The organism is Vibrio sp. YQ_11 (assembly GCF_043103065.1).
In the GTDB taxonomy this organism is placed as follows: Bacteria; Pseudomonadota; Gammaproteobacteria; order Enterobacterales; family Vibrionaceae; genus Vibrio; species Vibrio parahaemolyticus.
Genome location: NZ_JBICJM010000048.1, coordinates 373,332 through 390,246, shown reverse-complemented (window position 1 = coordinate 390,246; position 16,915 = coordinate 373,332). Strand labels below are relative to the sequence as shown.

Below are 16,915 nucleotides of genomic sequence, written 5' to 3'. Positions count from 1 at the left end.
CTCACGCCGCTTGTTGGGTTGAGAAGGAAGGCAAAGAGCGCAGCATTTGTCCGTACAGTGCAAACACCATTTTTGCGGAGTCGATGATGACTTGTTGATCTTCCACTATGGTGATTTTGTTCATCAGTGATTCAAAAAATTGCAGATGATCTTGGTCTAACACGCTGTGTGAAATTAGGTAAGTCATTGCTGAAGGCGGTAGGCTTAGCGTTGACTGGATTTTTTCTGCCATTTGGCCACCAATGCCGACGCTGGTGCCTTCTAATACCCACACCATGCCAAACAGCGCGAGTGGGTTGTGGCGGTCAATATTGTGGTAAAGGTAGGAAACCATCAATTCAATCGGCGCACCGACTTGGCCTACATCTTTGTTGTTGCGCACTGCTTCGGCATCGCCGCCACACGCTTTGATGTCATTTAAAATCCATTCTTGATGGCCTTTCTCTTCCTCGATGTACTCGGCAATGGCATCTCGTACCCATTCGTATTCGCCAGATAGTCGGCCTCCACACGCCATCAGCAAGGGAACGGTGTGCTTAACGTGATGGTAAGCTTGGGTTAGAAAGGCGATATACATATCTTTGGAAATGTTGCCTTGTTGAACGTCTGCGATGACTGGCGCAGTTAACATTGCTTGTTGAGCAGCGGCAGTGCTTTGTTTGAGTTGTTCGAAAAATAAAGTCATAACCTTCTCCTTAAGAAGCCGTTAACTAAGATGCAGTTTGGAAAGACGTAATGTGTTGCTGAAAGGGCAAATCGATACGTTGGAGCTTTTGCGCTTGCAGCGTTAATTCAGACGTTGTGCTCGCTAATAACTGAGTCACATCATGTTCGATTTGATTTCGTTTGAGCTTGCCGTTATCCGTGTACCAACCAGAGATGGCTCGTGGGTTGTCTAGCAGCAATAAGGTTCGGATTTGAGCGTAATCGGGTAGGGTTCGGTTTAATGCATGAACCTTTGCTTCGACGTCTTCGCTATTGGCAATGACAGCGCATAATGTTTGTTGGTTATCGCCCGTAACGATCAGTGGCGTCATCGGCAAAAACGCCAACGCTTCTGATTCAATCCATTCCGGTGAGACATTTCTGCCGTATGCGGTGACGATAAGGTTCTTCTTGCGTCCTGAGAGAGTGACAAAACCTTGCGCGTCAATTTGGGCTAAGTCGCCAGTCGCTAACCATTCTTGAGTAAACGGCTCATTCAAATAGCCAAGAGCAACGTTGCCTTTGACAAGCAGTTCACCATCTTCCGCGATACGAATCTGAGTGTGCGGAAGTGGTTTGCCACACGTTCCTGCTTTAAATGCGCCTGGTGTATTCAAACAAACAACAGAGCCACATTCAGACAGACCATAACCTTCAAACGCAGGGATGTTCAGCGCATGCGCGGTGTTAATCAGTTGCGACGACACTCTTGCACCGCCAACGGCGACAAATTTTAGAGAATCCACAAGAGAGGGCTGCTGTTTCGCGATATGAATGAGCGCAAGCAATAAAGCCGGTGTTAGCACTAAGCTTTCTGGTTTGATGGTCGCTAATGCTTGTGCAAACAGACGCGGTTCGAATTGGCTTGAACCGAGTAAGCCAGTTTGCTCTGCGGGTAAAATATATGACGTCACGCCCAACATGAGTGGAACATAAACGCCAGTTATGTTCTCGAGAAGCGTCGATAACGGAAGCAGCACTAAGTGTGAGTGTGCCGTGCTATTTACTGCGTCGGCGAGCGATTTTGCCACCAAACACAAATGATCATTGCTTAAACAAACGCCTTTAGGCTGACCCGTCGAGCCAGACGTAAATGTGATTTTTCCGGTTTCTGGTAGATAAGCTACCTGTGTATCTTCATCTCCCAACTGGTTACGACGCAGCAAAGGCAAATTTGCAATGGAAAACGGATTGTCTTGTTGCTTAAAGCTTTGCTTAGGATGAGAAGCCAACCATGCTTGCCAATCGCCAACTAAAGCATCGACGCCTGATTGCTCTAACGTATGTTCAACTTGTGCATCAGAGAAAAAAGTCGGAATAGGCACGACGACTATGTCTGCCGCCATCGCCGCCAAATCAACAATGGCCCAATCGATGCTGTTTTCTGCGCGTAGCGCGAGTGCTTTGATGTTCTGTGCAATAAGCTCGGCGGCAACGAGTTCGATCTTGTTTAACAATTCAGAGTAAGTCAGTTCAACCGTTTGATTCGCTTCGTAGCCGACAAGTGCTACTCGATCTGGTGTCGTTTTTGCCCATTTTGTAATGGCATCGAGGAGAATATTCATACATCACCTATATTCTGGCGTTGTGTTTAACCAAGTTGTTGTGGTTGTGGTTGTGTTTTTAACGACGTTTACTTTTCTATCTAGGCTTGTTTGCGTTTTCTTTCTTGGACTAATCGAAGACGCTCTAGTCCTTTTTGCAAATTGCCAGCTAACACACGCGGTTGATGTTCGTAGTACGACCCCCAAGTGGACTCGGCATCGGGGACTTTGTTTTGATCGGCCTGCGCGATGATATGAGGCTCCAATCCTAGGCGCGCCATCATGGCGTGAAGTGGATCTGTCGCGGTGAAGATGCACCATTCAAAACCGAGGTTGACCAGCATTTCTGCGATGAGGTAGAAGTGCAGAGACGACATGCCCTTAGCGAAAGATGCCAAGTGACCGAATTCCACTAAGTTCGAACGTTTTACGTCGCAGTTAAATACGTTAGAAACCAGCTTTTGGGCGTCGTCTTCTAAATACTGTTCAAGGAACAAGGGCTCATCTTCGGCGATGCGAAAGCCGCATACGGAAATAATTTGGCCGCCTTCAATGAGGGTTAAATACGCCGGCATAAATTGTTTTAGCTCGGCAAAGAATGCTTCTTGATAACGCTGAGAAACATGCTCGATAACTTGGCTCCAAAGCGGATGCATTGGATAAACGATGTCTAAAGTAAAGCCATCTGCAGAAGTTTGTGCATGGTGTTTCATGAGCGCTTCCTTTGTTTGAGTAGTTATCAACAAAATAAAACGCGAAACTTAAGAAATTCTTAAGGAATGAAATTTTGATAAATTATTTAACGAAAGGAAGGCTTAAATGGCAGTGCCTTTTGGGGTTTTGTGCTGGTATGTAATTGATATTAATACGATGTTTTTTGAGTGATCTAAATAAAAAAGCCAGTCTAAATAATCGACTGGCTTTTCATTTTCTCACTGAGGAACTAAAGATACGCTAAAGCTTTAGCGGTTTGGTAAGATGTTTGGGCGTTACATTGCCGCTTTCTTCGCTTCTTCAATCCAACCATCAAAGGTTGTTTGGTTGGCTTTAATCCAGCCATTTACGTGCGCTTCGATGTCTGCCGCGCTATTTTTACCTTGGCTCATCATCATGTTTTGAGCGCTGACATCATTGATATTCAGTTTGATGATTTCGAACAGTTTCGCTGCCGATGGGTTCTTCTCGGTGAACTCTTTGTTCGCGACGATGCGCATAGAGTTCATTTCAAAACCGTAGTTTTTGCCGTTTTTCAGTGTGGTGTCGATGTCTTTACGTTCACCAGGAAGAGACGAGAATGGCACCTCTAGCCAAACGACGTCTTTACCCGGAACAAGTACGCCACTTACCCAATACGGTGTCCATGTGTAGTAAAGAATTGGGTCGCCTTTTTTGTAGCGGGAGATTGTATCAGCAATGATTGCGGCGTAATTACCTTGGTTGTGAGTGACGGTGTCACGAAGTTTGAACGCGTCCAACTGATGCTCAACCACCATTTCACACCCCCAACCTGGGTTACAGCCGGTAAGATCGGCTTTGCCATCGCCATTTGCGTCGAATAGCTTCGCCAATTTTGGATCTTTTAACTGACCAATGTTCGTAATGCCGTATTTCTCGGCGGTTTTCTTATCGATGAGGTAGCCTTGCGCTGCGCCACTGACGTATTGGCCTTCTCGGAAAAACTTATCATCACCACCTGACATGGTGTATTTGTCTGCATGGAGCGGGAACCAGCCAACCGCTAAGAATGTTGCGTCACCTTTCGCTATCGAGGTGTAACCGACGTTGTAATCCACTTCTTTGGTTGGTTGGACATCGTAACCCAAAGCTTCCAGAGCGCGGTTTACAATCAACGTTTGGAATGTCTCTTCAGCGACAGTGGACTGTACAGGTTGAACCGCGACGCCTGCTCCCGGTAACTCTCCAGCAATACCGTAAGTCGAAAATGCGATTGTGCTTAGCGCGCCGACAGACAGCGCTTTCTTCCATGAATTATTCATTCGTATTTCTCCTAAGTTTTAGGTCGTTTTGGTTCTTGTTGGTTTTAAATTTGAGCAGATAAGAGATAGGGCCGGTATGGTACCAGCGAAGTTTGGTATTGCCGGCGTTGACGCCAAGCTCTTGCGTAATGCGATCCAACAAAATAGCGAGGATCACAATGCCTAAACCGCCGACAGCGGCCAGACCCATGTCCAGTCGTCCGATGCCTCGTAACACCATCTGACCCAAACCGCCCACGGCGATCATCGAGGCGATAACCACCATCGACAGAGAAAGCATCAAGGTTTGGTTGACGCCCGCCATGATCGTTGGCAGCGCAAGCGGCAATTGAATGCGATACAGCATTTGCTTTTTGTTTGCACCAAAAGAGTGACCCGCTTCGATAAGCTCTTCCGGTACTTGTTGAATCCCAAGAATGGTCAATCGAACCACTGGTGGTAGCGCGAAAATGATCGTCACGACAACGCCCGGTACGTTACCAATACCAAACAGCATCACTATCGGAACAAGGTAGACGAACGCCGGGGTGGTCTGCATCGCATCCAATATTGGTCTTACAAATTTGGCGGCGGTTTGACTTCTGGCTAGCCAGATCCCCATGGGTAAGCCAATCAACAAGCAGAAAAACACCGATGTGAGCACCAAGGCGAGCGTGGTCATGGCTTGAGACCAAGCGCCGATCAAGCCAATGAACACTAACGATACTAGTGTTGATAAACCAAGTTTGAAGTTAGAAAACTGCCACGCGAGTAAAAATAGGATCAGCACCATAATCGGTGACGGCGTAGAGACTAACGCGGTTTCGAATGAGGACAAGATAAAATCGATCGGAACTCGTATGGCTTGAAAAACAGGGCGACCATGTTCAACGAGCCAATTCAACCCAGATTCTACCCAATTATCGAGTGGGAGAACGGCATCTTGAAATGGGTTCATGATATCGAAAGGTGTCTCTTGCACGGTTTCGCTGTTCAACCAATCGTTGCTGGTTGCGGCCTCACTACCTTGTGACCACGGGTCTTCTTGTGTTGGTGCGGCTTGCGACCAAGGATCGTTATTTGTTTGCTCTGTAGACATCGTTTAATCCTTATCGAGTGTTTGCAGAAGACGCGACTTCGTCACGACACCAAAATAGGTTCCTTGCTCATCGACTACTGGCACAGCATAAGGAACGCTCGCCACGACGCCGAGAATGTCATTCACAGACTGGTCCGGCTGAAGGGTCACGTCATCTTCTAATTGAGCGCTGGCCAAGGAGCGATTTTCCTTGTGGGCTAAGCGTAAGGAGTCGAGAGAAACGATGCCGGAATATCGGCTAGATTTATCGACGACGATGCCGTAATCACGGTCGTGATCCATCAAGATTTGCATGGCAGAGCCAGGGCCGTCGTGTTCGGATTTCTTGAATACCGCAGCGGGCTTCTTGCGCGCAATATCTTTGACGGTTAGCACGCTGGCGACATTAACGCCGCGGAAAAACGCCTCGACATAATCATTGGCGGGGTTATGAAGAATTTCATCTGGTGTGCCGACTTGCACAACTTCGCCGTTTTGCATGATGGCAATTCGGTCACCGATGCGCATGGCTTCGTCCAAGTCGTGCGAAATGAACACGATGGTGCGTTTATCGTCATTTTGCAGACGAATCAATTCATCCTGCATTTCAGAACGAATCAAAGGATCGAGCGCGGAGAACGCTTCATCCATCAGCAAAATATCGGGGTCGCAAGCTAGGGCGCGGGCAAGACCAACACGCTGCTTCATACCACCTGATAGTTCATCAGGAAACGATTCAGCGTAGGTGTCTAATCCAACTCTCTGCAACGCTGATAATGCACTTTCGTGGCGAATAGTCACATCGACGCCTGCGAGTTCCAGGCCAAAAGCGGCATTTTCTATCACCGACATGTGGGGCATGAGCGCAAAATTTTGAAAAACCATTGAAATGTTGTTACGACGAACTTCGCGTAGTTCTTCTTCGGAGATGTGAGCAATGTCTTTCCCTTTGAGGTAAACACTGCCTTTGGTGGGCTCAATGAGTCGATTGAGAAGTCGAACGAGAGTGGATTTTCCTGAGCCAGAGAGCCCCATAATGACAAAAATCTCGCCTTCATTGATGGTCAGAGATACATCGTTGACGCCAACGGTTAAGCCAGTTTGTTCAAAAATATCGTCTTTATCAACGCCTTTTTCGATGAGTGAGAATGCTCGCTCCGGAGCTTCTCCAAACACTTTATAAAGTCCCTTAACTTCCAGTATGGGATCCATGTTAATTGTCCTTTGTTATGTGTTTATCACGAGTTAACGCTTTGTACTCTAATTAAATTGGTAAAAGTTTTCAAATGATTGACTTGGCTTATTGGTGTTCTGTGATCATATTTTTCGTAGTAATGAACTTTCATTGTTTTATTGATAAATCATTTTAAAACATTTGGTTATGAATGTTTTTGTTTGTGCTTTTAGGCGATAAATACGACGTTGAATTTATTTCTAAGTTTTTAATACATATCGGCACAGTAGAGTTGCATATTTGTTGTTCAGTGTTTAGAGGAGGGAAGAATAGTAAAATAGTTAGAGTTCAAACTTATGCTTGAAAAAAACAAACATAACATGATGAGGTAAGCAGAAGTCTTAGCGTTATCTGTTGCTTATGCTAAATCGAGATGATATTGATCTGGTTACTTTAGGCAACGCATGGAATAAAGAATGGAAGCCGAGCAGTTAGAAGTACTCAATTTCATTAGCCAACATCCTCCTTTCGATGAACTGCCAGAAGAGCAGTTAAAAAAAATCGCCATTCATTCAGAAGTGGCGTATTTCCGTCAAGGTACCGACATCCTCAAATTTGGCGATACGATTCGCGACTTGTATATGGTACGCAGTGGAGCGGTAGAGATTTATCGACGCAAAGGTGAACTTTATAACCGTATTGATGCTGGTGGCCTGTTCGGGCAAATGGGGTTGCTCATGAACAACCGCGTTCGTATGCCAGCAAAAGCGATTGAAGACACCTTGGTGTATTGCATTCCTGAGAACATCTTCAACGAACTTTGCGACGAGTTTGAAAACTTCGCGGATTTTATGGAGCTTGAAGATAGCGCTCGGCTTCGCAATGCGATCTCTAGTCGCTCCGATGGCAATGATTTAACAACCGCAAAAGCGCGTAAAATCCTGACTCGTGACCCTGTGACACTCGAAGCGACCGCTTCTATTCAAGAAGCTGCAAGCCTAATGGCAGAAGAGAACGTCACCGCCTTGCTCATCGTCCGCCCAACCGAAGAACTGACCGAAGAGGATGATGATCAACTGCTTGGCATTCTTACTGACCGCGATTTATGTATACGGGTTTTGGCGCAGGGGATTGATACCAATATATCGGTGAGCGAGGTCATGAGTTACGACGTGGTATCGCTCGATTACAACGCGTATGTGTTTGAAGCGATGCTGACCATGCTTCGCTACAACGTGCATCATCTGCCGATTCTCAAAGACAAAAAGCCAATAGGCATCATCGGTATGACGGACATTGTCCGTTACGAATCTCAAAACAGCTTGTTGCTGGTGAGCTCGATTTTCCAACAGACCAGTGTGGAGGATCTCAAACAAGTTTCCTTACAAGTGAAAGATTGTTTTGTTCGCATGGTCAATGAAGACGCCAACGCACACATGATTGGACGAGCGATGTCGGTGATTGGCAGCAGCTTTAAGCAGCGATTAGCGGAACTCGCCGAACAAGAGCTTGGTCCTGCCCCAATTCCATACTGTCTGGTTGCGATGGGATCGATGGCGCGAGATGAGCAGCTCATCGTCACCGATCAAGATAACGCCCTTATTCTTGATGACAGTTACGATCCTGACAAGCACGGCGAATATTTCGCGCAGTTTGCGAAATTTGTATGTGATGGATTGGCGGCATGCGGCTATACCTATTGTACGGGCGACATTATGGCTACCAATCCTGAATGGCGAAAAACCAAATCGCAATGGGAAGAGTGCTTTGGCGATTGGATCGATCATCCGACGCCAGAGAGGTTGCTCAACAGCAATATTTTCTTCGATTTGCTAGGGATTCATGGCCGGGTGAAATGGGCAGAGCAACTGAGTAGCTTTATTGTCAGACGAGCCAAAAAGAACAATCGATTTTTGGCTTGTATGGCTTACAACGCCATTCGAAGAACGCCGCCGTTAGGATTTTTTAAAGATTTCGTGATGGAGAAAGATGGGCGTCATCGCAACTCTATCAACCTTAAACGACGCGGTACCGCGCCGCTGGCAGATTTGATTCGAGTGCATGCCTTGGCGATTGGTTCGCGTTCGCAAAACTCGTTTGATCGATTAGACGACATTAATGACGCCGGGATTCTGCCAAAAGGGCGAGGAATGGACTTGCGAGATGCGATGGAGCTTATCTATATGGTTCGAATCCGTCACCAAGCCTTGGATATTGAAAATGGCGACGAGCCGGATAACAACATCGAGCCAGAAAACATGTCTGATTTCGAACGTCGTAATCTGAAAGCGGCATTCCAAATTCTAAGCAATGCGCAGAACTTCATTAAGTTCCGCTACCAAAGAAGCAGTAAATGATGTGGTTGGAAAAAAGTAAGGCGAGTACACCGCTGCTCGATACTTCGCAAACGCCGGAGTGGTCAGTATTGTTTGAGCAGTTGGCAGAGCAAGCGCAAGATCAACGGTTGAAGCGATACTATTCGACTCCTATGGTGAATGGGGATACGCCATTAAAAGAGGTGCCGTTTGTCTCGGTAGATTTTGAAACGACGGGCTTAAATGCAGAAGACGATGCCATTCTTACCATTGGTCTTGTGCCGTTTACGATTGACCGAGTGCAGTGCAGTGGTTCAGCGCATTGGATTGTAAATCCGAACCGAGAGCTTAATGAGGAGTCTGTCGTTATTCATGGCATTACGGATTCTGAAGTGAAAAACGCGCCCCAATTAACGCAAATACTAGGTGAGATTTTGGATGCACTCGCTGGCAAGGTGGTGCTGGTGCACTACAAGAATATCGAGCGACAGTTTTTTTATAATGCGCTTTTAAACACCATTGGCGAAGGGATTCAATTTCCTGTCGTTGATACATTGGATATTGAGTACGCGCTTCAACGCCGAGAATGCTCAGGCATCTGGAACAAGTTAAAAGGTAAGAAGCCAGGGTCAGTGAGGTTAGGGCATGCTCGGGAACGATATGGTCTGCCTGCTTATCAACCGCATCACGCATTAACGGATGCATTGGCGACGGCAGAGTTGTTTCAAGCTCAGTTGCAATATCACTTTAACCGAGACATGCCAATTTCTGCTATTTGGCAATAAATGTTATTTACCTTAAATACAAAAACATCAAATGATCGATGGAGGTGTTTCCTTTTAAGATGCTAATGAGAGCTACTACTTTAAGAAAATACATATACTTAAACTTGTGCTTGGTGATGTGAACTAATCATCACTCAAACTCCTACAAAGTATTTAAATTTGGTCACGTATTGTTAAGGAGATTATTCGTGAGCACCGACAATAATGGTGGGATTAAACGTCCCGATGGAAAGGTAAACGCGATAGATACTGACTATCAGATTGGTCAGGATAACGTTGCGTTAAAAGTCGGCCCATTCGGCTTAGACATTCACAACCGAGTTTTCGCAATTTCTGGGATGGCTATCGTCCTCTTTGTTGTGGCAACGCTAACTTTTCGCCAACAAGTTGAACCCTTTTTCGCTGGCTTACGTGCTTGGCTAGTATCCAATCTTGACTGGTTCTTTCTTGCTTCTGGCAACGTATTTGTCATTGTCTGCTTGGTCTTGATTGTGACACCGCTTGGCCGAGTTCGAATTGGTGGTACTGAAGCGACACCAGATTACTCTTATGCAGGCTGGCTAGCGATGTTGTTCGCAGCCGGTATGGGCATCGGATTAGTGTTTTTTGGTGTGTCTGAGCCAATGTCGCACTTCAGCTCTGCACTTGGCGGCGTGAACATTGAAAATGGTGTGCGCACCGACTGGGCACCACTTGGTGGTGCGGTTGGTGATACAGATGCTGCATCTGCGCTTGGTATGGCTGCGACCATTTACCACTGGGCACTTCACCCTTGGTCGATTTATGCATTGTTGGCCCTTGGCTTAGCGATTTTTTCGTTCAACAAAGGGTTGCCACTGACCATGCGTTCCATTTTTTACCCGCTGTTTGGTGAACGAGTTTGGGGCTGGGTAGGGCACATCATTGATATTCTTGCGGTTGTTGCGACGGTATTTGGTCTGGCGACATCGCTCGGCTATGGCGCTTCACAAGCAGCAACAGGTTTGAACTTCTTGTTTGGTGTGCCAATGACCGACACAACTCAAGTCGTGTTGATTGTAGTGATCACGGCATTGGCGCTGATCTCGGTGGTTGCAGGCCTGGATAGTGGGGTAAAACGTCTGTCTGAAATCAACATGATTCTGGCGGCGATGTTGCTGTTCTTTGTGATCATCGTTGGCCCAACAATGGCGATTCTGACTGGCTTTTTCGACAACATTGCATCGTACATCACTAACATTCCCGCATTGTCTATGCCGTTTGAACGTGAAGACGTGAACTATTCGCAAGGTTGGACGGCGTTCTACTGGGCTTGGTGGATTTCTTGGTCACCATTCGTGGGTATGTTTATCGCTCGTGTTTCACGTGGACGTTCGGTTCGTGAATTTATCATCTGCGTTATTTTGATTCCTTCGACGGTTTGTGTGCTTTGGATGACAGCTTTTGGTGGCACAGCGATCAGCCAGTACGTGAATGACGGTTACGAAGCCGTATTCAATGCTGAGCTTCCGCTTAAATTGTTCGCTATGTTAGACGTAATGCCGTTTGCAGAAATTACATCGGTAGTAGGTATCATTCTGGTGGTTGTGTTCTTTATCACGTCGTCGGATTCAGGCTCCCTTGTGATCGATACGATTGCAGCTGGTGGTAAAGTCGATGCGCCAACACCACAACGTGTTTTCTGGTGTACGTTTGAAGGCTTAGTCGCCATCGCACTGATGCTCGGTGGCGGGCTGGCAGCGGCTCAAGCGATGGCAGTAACTACAGGCTTACCATTTACCATCGTATTGCTTGTTGCGACAGTTTCTTTGATTAAAGGTCTAATGGATGAACCTCGTCCAAGTACCAAGGCAGTCAAAAAAGATAAATAGCCACGACGACAAAACTAACCTTAAAACGGCATGCGAAAGTGTGCCGTTTTTTTATGTAAAAAACCTTAAGTCCCCTCTTTGAAACCCCACTGCATTCTGACTCATGTTGAGTTGTTTCGTATTAAATAATGCTTTAATAAATTAGAGTTCAAACTATTTTAATTTTAGGTTAAATGTTGTTTTTATGTGATTTTGGTCACATTAATCCAGATTAAAACGCCAATTATTTGATTTTCAACCGTAAAGAATGTCCATAATAAATACGAAATTTAATTAGACGTCAAAGGATATGCATTTCAAAATGATCACATCAGCACCTTGGGTGCTTTATCCAGAAATTGGAGAAGACCCAAGCAAAAAATGGATTTTTCGTGAACCTAAAATCTCTGATGGTGACGGCATTTACAGCTTAATTGCAGATTGTCCTCCGTTGGACATGAACTCTTCTTACTGCAATTTTCTACAGTCAACGCATTTCAGCAAAACCAGCATTTTGGTTGAGCACAAAGGCGACATCGCTGGCTTCATCTCGGGTTATCAGAAGCCTGACGAACAAGACGTATTATTTATTTGGCAAGTCGCTGTATCACCTCGATTCAGAGGTAACGGTTTAGCATTTCGTATGCTCAAGGAGCTTCTCGAAAGGGAAGCGCTGAGCGAGGTTAAATCGGTAGAAACGACCATCACGGAAGATAACCAAGCCTCTTGGGCGTTGTTCAAAAAGTTAGATGCGATGAACGGCAATCATGGCCAAGTCAGCACCTTTTTGGATGAAAAAGCCCATTTTAAAGGCAAGCACGATACAGAGTTTTTGTATCGCATTCCTCTCAAATAATCCTCAAACAATAGGAATCAAAAAACGGTCTCATCATGGATATTTTCAAAAAGCAGGAATCCAACGTACGCTCATATTCAAACAATTTTCCAGTGGTATTTCGCAAAGCGAAAGGTTGCTGGCTAGAAACAGAACAAGGTGAACGCTACTTAGACTTCCTCGCTGGAGCGGGATCCCTAAATTATGGCCATAACAACCCTGTATTGAAGCAAGCACTGCTTGAATACATTGAAATGGATGGCATCACTCACGGTTTGGATATGCATTCAGAAGCGAAAGCGGGCTTTCTCGCCGCACTGGATAACTACATCTTAAAACCAAGAAAACTGGACTACAAAGTTCAATTCACCGGCCCAACTGGTACGAATGCGGTGGAAGCGGCACTCAAGTTGGCGAAAAAAGTGAAAGGCAGAAGCAGCGTTGTTGCATTCACTAACGGTTTCCACGGTTGTACCGCAGGCGCGCTGGCGGCTACAGGTAATCAGCATCATCGACAAGGTAACGGCTCAAGCCTTACAAACGTAACGCGCATTCCGTTCGAAGGTTACGCTGGCGTTGATGGTTTGGCGCTGTTCGAAACTATGCTGAATGACAACTCTGCAGGTATGGACAAACCAGCAGCCGTATTGCTGGAAACCGTACAAGGCGAGGGTGGTTTAAACGCCGCCTCTAATGAGTGGCTACAGCGCTTGAGTAAAATATGTAAAGCAAACGACATTCTATTGATTGTCGATGACATTCAAGCTGGTTGTGGCCGAACTGGGACATTCTTCAGTTTTGAGCCATCAGGTATTGAACCCGATATTGTGACGCTATCGAAATCGATCGGTGGTTACGGTCTGCCAATGGCGGTTGTACTGCTGAAACCAGAACTTGACCAATGGAAACCAGGCGAGCACAACGGCACGTTCCGTGGTAACAACCACGCATTTATTACTGCGGCAAAAGCACTAGAAATCTACTGGTCAAATGACGATTTCGAAACGCACATTAAGCAATGTTCGCAAAATGTGAGTGAAGTGATTGATCGCTGCGTGCGTCGTTTCCCGCAAATGTTCGTTCAGAAAAAGGGACGCGGCATGATGATTGGCATCGAGTGTATTCACGGTGACTTGGCAGCAGAAATCGCTAAAGCATGTTTTGACGACGGCATGGTGATTGAAACCGCAGGCCCAGACGATGAGGTGGTGAAGTTCTTCTGTCCATTGACCATCAGTGAATCTGAGCTGAACCAAGGATTAAGCATCTTTGAACGTGCAGTGGAAACGATTGCTGCAAAACACTTCAAACAAGCATCTTAATAAGGATTATCAGTTATGATCGTAAGAACACTTGACGAGTGTCGAAATAGTGAGCGTCGCGTAGTCGCGGATAACTGGGAAAGCGTACGTATGTTGTTGAAAGATGACAACATGGGATTTTCTTTTCACATCACCACGATTTATGAAGGAACGGAAACGCATATTCATTATCAAAATCACCTAGAGTCCGTTTTCTGCATGAGCGGCGAAGGTGAAATCGAAGTGGTGGGGGGCGAAACTTACCCAATCAAACCGGGCACATTGTACATTTTGGACAAGCACGACGAGCATTACCTAAGAGCATATAAAAACAAAGAAATGGTCATGGCGTGCGTTTTCAATCCCCCAATCACAGGTGCCGAAGTGCACGATGAAAACGGCGTTTACCCGCTCGTTGACTAAAAGCTAAGTGTGAGGTGCACGTCGCCTCACATTTCTACGCGCTTTCTTTTTCTCTATTTCACTTAACGTTACCAATCAAAAAAGGCTTATCATGACTTTTACCGTAGAAAAAATCGGCGGTACTTCAATGACAGCATTTGATGCTGTTCTCGACAATATTATTCTTCGTCCCAAAACGCCATATAACCGCATTTTTGTTGTGTCGGCATACGGTGGCATGACCGACGCGCTATTAGAATGTAAAAAAACCAGCAAAGCAGGCGTCTATCAGTTAATTGCTAAACGTGACGATCAATGGCAAGACGCCCTAGCGTATGTAGAAAGCCGCATGTTGCTTACTAACGAAAACATCTTTGCGGATCCAATGAATCGAATTCGAGCGGATAAGTTCATTCGTTCACGCATTGCAGAGGCGAAAAATTGTATCGCTAATATTCTAGAAACCTGCCAATACGGACAGTTTTCTCTGCGTCACTATCTGCCACAAATTCGCGAGTTTCTATCGTCGATTGGTGAAGCGCACAGTGCGTACAATACAGCGCTTAAGCTGAAAAACATGGGCATCAATGCGAGGTTTGTGGATCTCTCTGGTTGGGATAATCAGGAACCAAGAAGTCTCGATGATTCCATTCGCGACGCGTTTGCTGATATCGATGTGACCAAAGAACTGCCTATCGTTACGGGTTATGCATACTGCAAAGAAGGTTTGATGCACACTTATGACCGAGGCTACAGTGAAATGACGTTCAGTCGTATTGCCGCTATCACCAAAGCAGACCTAGCCATCATCCATAAAGAATACCATTTGAGCTCAGCGGACCCACGCGTGGTCGGCCCAGAGAAAGTGTTGCCAATTGGAAGCACGAACTACGATGTAGCAGATCAACTTGCTAACTTGGGCATGGAGGCGATTCATCCCAATGCTGCCGCTGGTTTGCGCGAAAGTGGGATTGAGCTGCAAATCAAAAACACGTTTGAGCCAGAACATGAAGGTACGTTGATATCTTCAGGGTATCGCCCAGAAGAAGACAAAGTGGAAATCATTGCTGGTAAAGAAAAGGTCTTCGCACTGCACTTGTTCGATCAAGCGATAGTCGGCAAGGTTGACAACGTGAGCTACGAATTGATGGAAATCATCTCTGATGCACGCGTCAGCTTGATCGGTAAAGAGATGAACGCTAACTCGATTACGTATTACCTTGGCGGTAGCTCGGACAGCTTAAACAAAGTGTTATACAAGGCCGAAAAACGTTACCCGAATGCTTCCATTAAAGGGCGAATGGTTGCGCTAATTTCAGCAATCGGTTCTCACATCGACACTAACAAAACGTTAGCGAAGGGCGTCCTTTCTCTCATGAACAGTGGTGTCACACCGGTGGCGTTGCACTCTTCGTTGCGTAATGTAAACGTGCAATTTGTTGTCAGTGACAAAGAATATCAACGCGCTATTTGTGCATTACACGATGAATTTTTTACGCCTGTCGAAGGCTCGAACGCAATGGAGCATGTGGCTTAATTGATTCATCGATTTAGACGTTACAAAAGGAGCCTTTCGGCTCCTTTGTTCTATCTAGTGCCAACCAAATTTTAAATATTTGGCCTTGCGGTTTCATGAGTTGATGGTGGTAAGTGAGGCAAGGTGACTTGTGGTTGCTCGCCTGTCAGAGAACGCAAGAATTCTGTGATTTTGGTCGACTCTTCTTTCGTTAGCTTTTGACCAAGTTGCAGATCGGCCATCATTTCTACCGCTTCTTGAAGATCCCAAACAGACCCGTCATGGAAGTACGGGTAGGTTAATTCTACGTTACGTAAGGTTGGGACTTTGAAGACGAACTTATCGAAATCACTTCCGGTAATGGCTTTGCGGCCAACATCTGGGTTATCTGTTGCAAATGGCTTCACTAACCCCATTTTTTGATACATTTGTCCGCCTGCTAATGGTCCGCTGTGACAAGCGGTGCAACCTTTGTCTTTAAACAGTTGATAGCCTTCCACTTGTGCAGTAGTAAGTGCGTCGTCGTTACCTTTCAACCATAAATCGAATGGAGAATTTGGCGTACGCAGTGTTTGTTCAAATGTTGCGATAGCATCGGTCACGTTATCAATGGTGATGTTGTTGCTGCCATAAGCTTGCTGAAACCACTCGCGGTATTGAGGGATAGATTGAAGAGTGTCGACCGCGAGTTGGTGGGTAAATGCCATTTCCAATGGGTTTTCGATAGGGCCTGCGGCTTGCTCTTGCAGATCTTTCGCTCGCCCATTCCAAAATTGAACGAAATTCAAATCTGAATTAAACACCGTAGGTGAGTTGATTGGACCAATTGACCATTTGTGACCAATTGAGCTTGGTAAGTTATCAACGCCACCTTTAGCGATGTTATGGCAAGAATTACAAGAAATGGTGTTCGACGCCGACAGTCTCGGCTCAAACCACAGCGTTTTACCCAATTCAATCTTTTTACTGTCGAGTCCAGTAATGGGTTCGATGACCTTGATGGGTTCGTTGGATTGACGTTCAGCATAGGCACCGAAAGACAATATAGATAAAACACTCACTGCGATAAGAGTTTTCATAATAACTTCCTTTTGATGTGATTTTCGACTCTCACTAGAGCGGCGCACTTCTTATGAAACCGCTGATAAAACAGCCGTTGGTGCGCTCGGAAATTACGGTATAGGAAAGGTGTTATTCGATAAAATGCAAAAATTTGATGGTTTTTATGGCAAAAAACGATGTTAAAAGTGATGGATTTTTGTACGTCAAGCTGGAGCAGGCCATTGTGAGTGTTGGTTACAAATTTGTCACAAATGTTTAAAGTTATTTATCGGACGAATCCTTGATTAAAGTCAATTTCAATCTGAGGTTGTGAGGCGTTCAAATACAACAAAGGGGGCGATAGTTCGCTCCCTTTGTTGTTCATCTGGTCATGGAATTGTGATTTCTGTCAAT

At 45.7% G+C, this 16,915-nt stretch carries 14 protein-coding genes; 7 read left to right on the top strand and 7 right to left on the bottom strand.

The window, feature by feature from the left end; all coding sequences use genetic code 11:
• Position 1: 1 nt before the first annotated feature.
• From ACF8EG_RS20185 to proV, 6 genes are all read right to left on the bottom strand, one after another.
• Complete coding sequence (locus ACF8EG_RS20185; RefSeq protein WP_069505390.1) at positions 2–685, bottom strand: TenA family transcriptional regulator; 684 nt, start codon at positions 683–685, stop codon at positions 2–4.
• A 25-nt stretch (positions 686–710) separates the two neighbouring features.
• Entirely contained in the window at positions 711–2,270 is a 1,560-nt protein-coding gene (locus ACF8EG_RS20180; protein WP_069505392.1) for an AMP-binding protein, read from the bottom strand.
• Between the two features lie 80 nt (positions 2,271–2,350).
• Complete coding sequence (locus ACF8EG_RS20175; protein ID WP_015296838.1) at positions 2,351–2,962, bottom strand: thermostable hemolysin; 612 nt, start codon at positions 2,960–2,962, stop codon at positions 2,351–2,353.
• A gap of 276 nt (positions 2,963–3,238) precedes the next feature.
• A complete protein-coding gene (gene proX / locus ACF8EG_RS20170; protein WP_029795784.1) occupies positions 3,239–4,246 on the bottom strand; it encodes a glycine betaine/L-proline ABC transporter substrate-binding protein ProX in 1,008 nt (335 codons plus the stop codon).
• Complete coding sequence (proW, locus tag ACF8EG_RS20165; RefSeq protein WP_025505026.1) at positions 4,239–5,324, bottom strand: glycine betaine/L-proline ABC transporter permease ProW; 1,086 nt, start codon at positions 5,322–5,324, stop codon at positions 4,239–4,241. Before proW ends, proX begins: the two co-directional genes overlap by 8 nt.
• 3 nt (positions 5,325–5,327) lie before the next feature.
• The gene (proV, locus tag ACF8EG_RS20160; RefSeq protein ID WP_024701815.1) at positions 5,328–6,515 is read right to left on the bottom strand and encodes a glycine betaine/L-proline ABC transporter ATP-binding protein ProV; all 1,188 of its coding nucleotides are present in this window, start codon (positions 6,513–6,515) and stop codon (positions 5,328–5,330) included.
• Positions 6,516–6,953: 438 nt separating this feature from the next.
• Between proV and ACF8EG_RS20155 the strand changes: the two genes are divergently transcribed.
• From ACF8EG_RS20155 to ACF8EG_RS20125, 7 genes are all read left to right on the top strand, one after another.
• The gene (locus ACF8EG_RS20155) at positions 6,954–8,834 is read left to right on the top strand and encodes a DUF294 nucleotidyltransferase-like domain-containing protein (RefSeq protein WP_053315112.1); all 1,881 of its coding nucleotides are present in this window, start codon (positions 6,954–6,956) and stop codon (positions 8,832–8,834) included.
• A complete protein-coding gene (locus ACF8EG_RS20150) occupies positions 8,831–9,577 on the top strand; it encodes a 3'-5' exonuclease (protein ID WP_005477841.1) in 747 nt (248 codons plus the stop codon). Before ACF8EG_RS20155 ends, ACF8EG_RS20150 begins: the two co-directional genes overlap by 4 nt.
• Before the next feature lie 188 nt (positions 9,578–9,765).
• On the top strand, positions 9,766–11,427 hold the full coding sequence (locus ACF8EG_RS20145; protein ID WP_020838949.1) for a BCCT family transporter: 1,662 nt from the start codon (positions 9,766–9,768) through the stop codon (positions 11,425–11,427).
• 301 nt (positions 11,428–11,728) lie between these two features.
• The gene (gene ectA / locus ACF8EG_RS20140; RefSeq protein WP_005477699.1) at positions 11,729–12,262 is read left to right on the top strand and encodes a diaminobutyrate acetyltransferase; all 534 of its coding nucleotides are present in this window, start codon (positions 11,729–11,731) and stop codon (positions 12,260–12,262) included.
• 35 nt (positions 12,263–12,297) lie between these two features.
• Positions 12,298–13,563, top strand: a complete 1,266-nt coding sequence (gene ectB, locus ACF8EG_RS20135; RefSeq protein ID WP_005464458.1) for a diaminobutyrate--2-oxoglutarate transaminase — start codon at positions 12,298–12,300, stop codon at positions 13,561–13,563.
• Between the two features lie 15 nt (positions 13,564–13,578).
• Positions 13,579–13,965, top strand: a complete 387-nt coding sequence (locus ACF8EG_RS20130) for an ectoine synthase (protein ID WP_005464385.1) — start codon at positions 13,579–13,581, stop codon at positions 13,963–13,965.
• 91 nt (positions 13,966–14,056) lie between these two features.
• A complete protein-coding gene (locus ACF8EG_RS20125) occupies positions 14,057–15,481 on the top strand; it encodes an aspartate kinase (RefSeq protein WP_015296832.1) in 1,425 nt (474 codons plus the stop codon).
• Between the two features lie 71 nt (positions 15,482–15,552).
• Here ACF8EG_RS20125 and ACF8EG_RS20120 read toward each other — a convergent pair whose 3' ends face one another.
• A complete protein-coding gene (locus tag ACF8EG_RS20120; RefSeq protein ID WP_031381152.1) occupies positions 15,553–16,539 on the bottom strand; it encodes a cytochrome-c peroxidase in 987 nt (328 codons plus the stop codon).
• Positions 16,540–16,915: the final 376 nt, after the last annotated feature.

Excerpts from the sequence above, each read along its gene's own strand:
- ACF8EG_RS20130 (WP_005464385.1), top strand. The coding sequence starts at position 13,579 with ATGATCGTAAGAACACTTGACGAGTGTCGAAATAGTGAGCGTCGCGTA.
- ACF8EG_RS20125 (WP_015296832.1), top strand. The coding sequence starts at position 14,057 with ATGACTTTTACCGTAGAAAAAATCGGCGGTACTTCAATGACAGCATTT.
- ACF8EG_RS20180 (WP_069505392.1), bottom strand. The coding sequence starts at position 2,270 with ATGAATATTCTCCTCGATGCCATTACAAAATGGGCAAAAACGACACCA.
- proX (WP_029795784.1), bottom strand. The coding sequence starts at position 4,246 with ATGAATAATTCATGGAAGAAAGCGCTGTCTGTCGGCGCGCTAAGCACA.
- ACF8EG_RS20175 (WP_015296838.1), bottom strand. The coding sequence starts at position 2,962 with ATGAAACACCATGCACAAACTTCTGCAGATGGCTTTACTTTAGACATC.
- ACF8EG_RS20185 (WP_069505390.1), bottom strand. The coding sequence starts at position 685 with ATGACTTTATTTTTCGAACAACTCAAACAAAGCACTGCCGCTGCTCAA.
- proV (WP_024701815.1), bottom strand. The coding sequence starts at position 6,515 with ATGGATCCCATACTGGAAGTTAAGGGACTTTATAAAGTGTTTGGAGAA.
- ACF8EG_RS20120 (WP_031381152.1), bottom strand. The coding sequence starts at position 16,539 with ATGAAAACTCTTATCGCAGTGAGTGTTTTATCTATATTGTCTTTCGGT.
- ACF8EG_RS20150 (WP_005477841.1), top strand. The coding sequence starts at position 8,831 with ATGATGTGGTTGGAAAAAAGTAAGGCGAGTACACCGCTGCTCGATACT.
- ectA (WP_005477699.1), top strand. The coding sequence starts at position 11,729 with ATGATCACATCAGCACCTTGGGTGCTTTATCCAGAAATTGGAGAAGAC.
- proW (WP_025505026.1), bottom strand. The coding sequence starts at position 5,324 with ATGTCTACAGAGCAAACAAATAACGATCCTTGGTCGCAAGCCGCACCA.
- ACF8EG_RS20155 (WP_053315112.1), top strand. The coding sequence starts at position 6,954 with ATGGAAGCCGAGCAGTTAGAAGTACTCAATTTCATTAGCCAACATCCT.
- ectB (WP_005464458.1), top strand. The coding sequence starts at position 12,298 with ATGGATATTTTCAAAAAGCAGGAATCCAACGTACGCTCATATTCAAAC.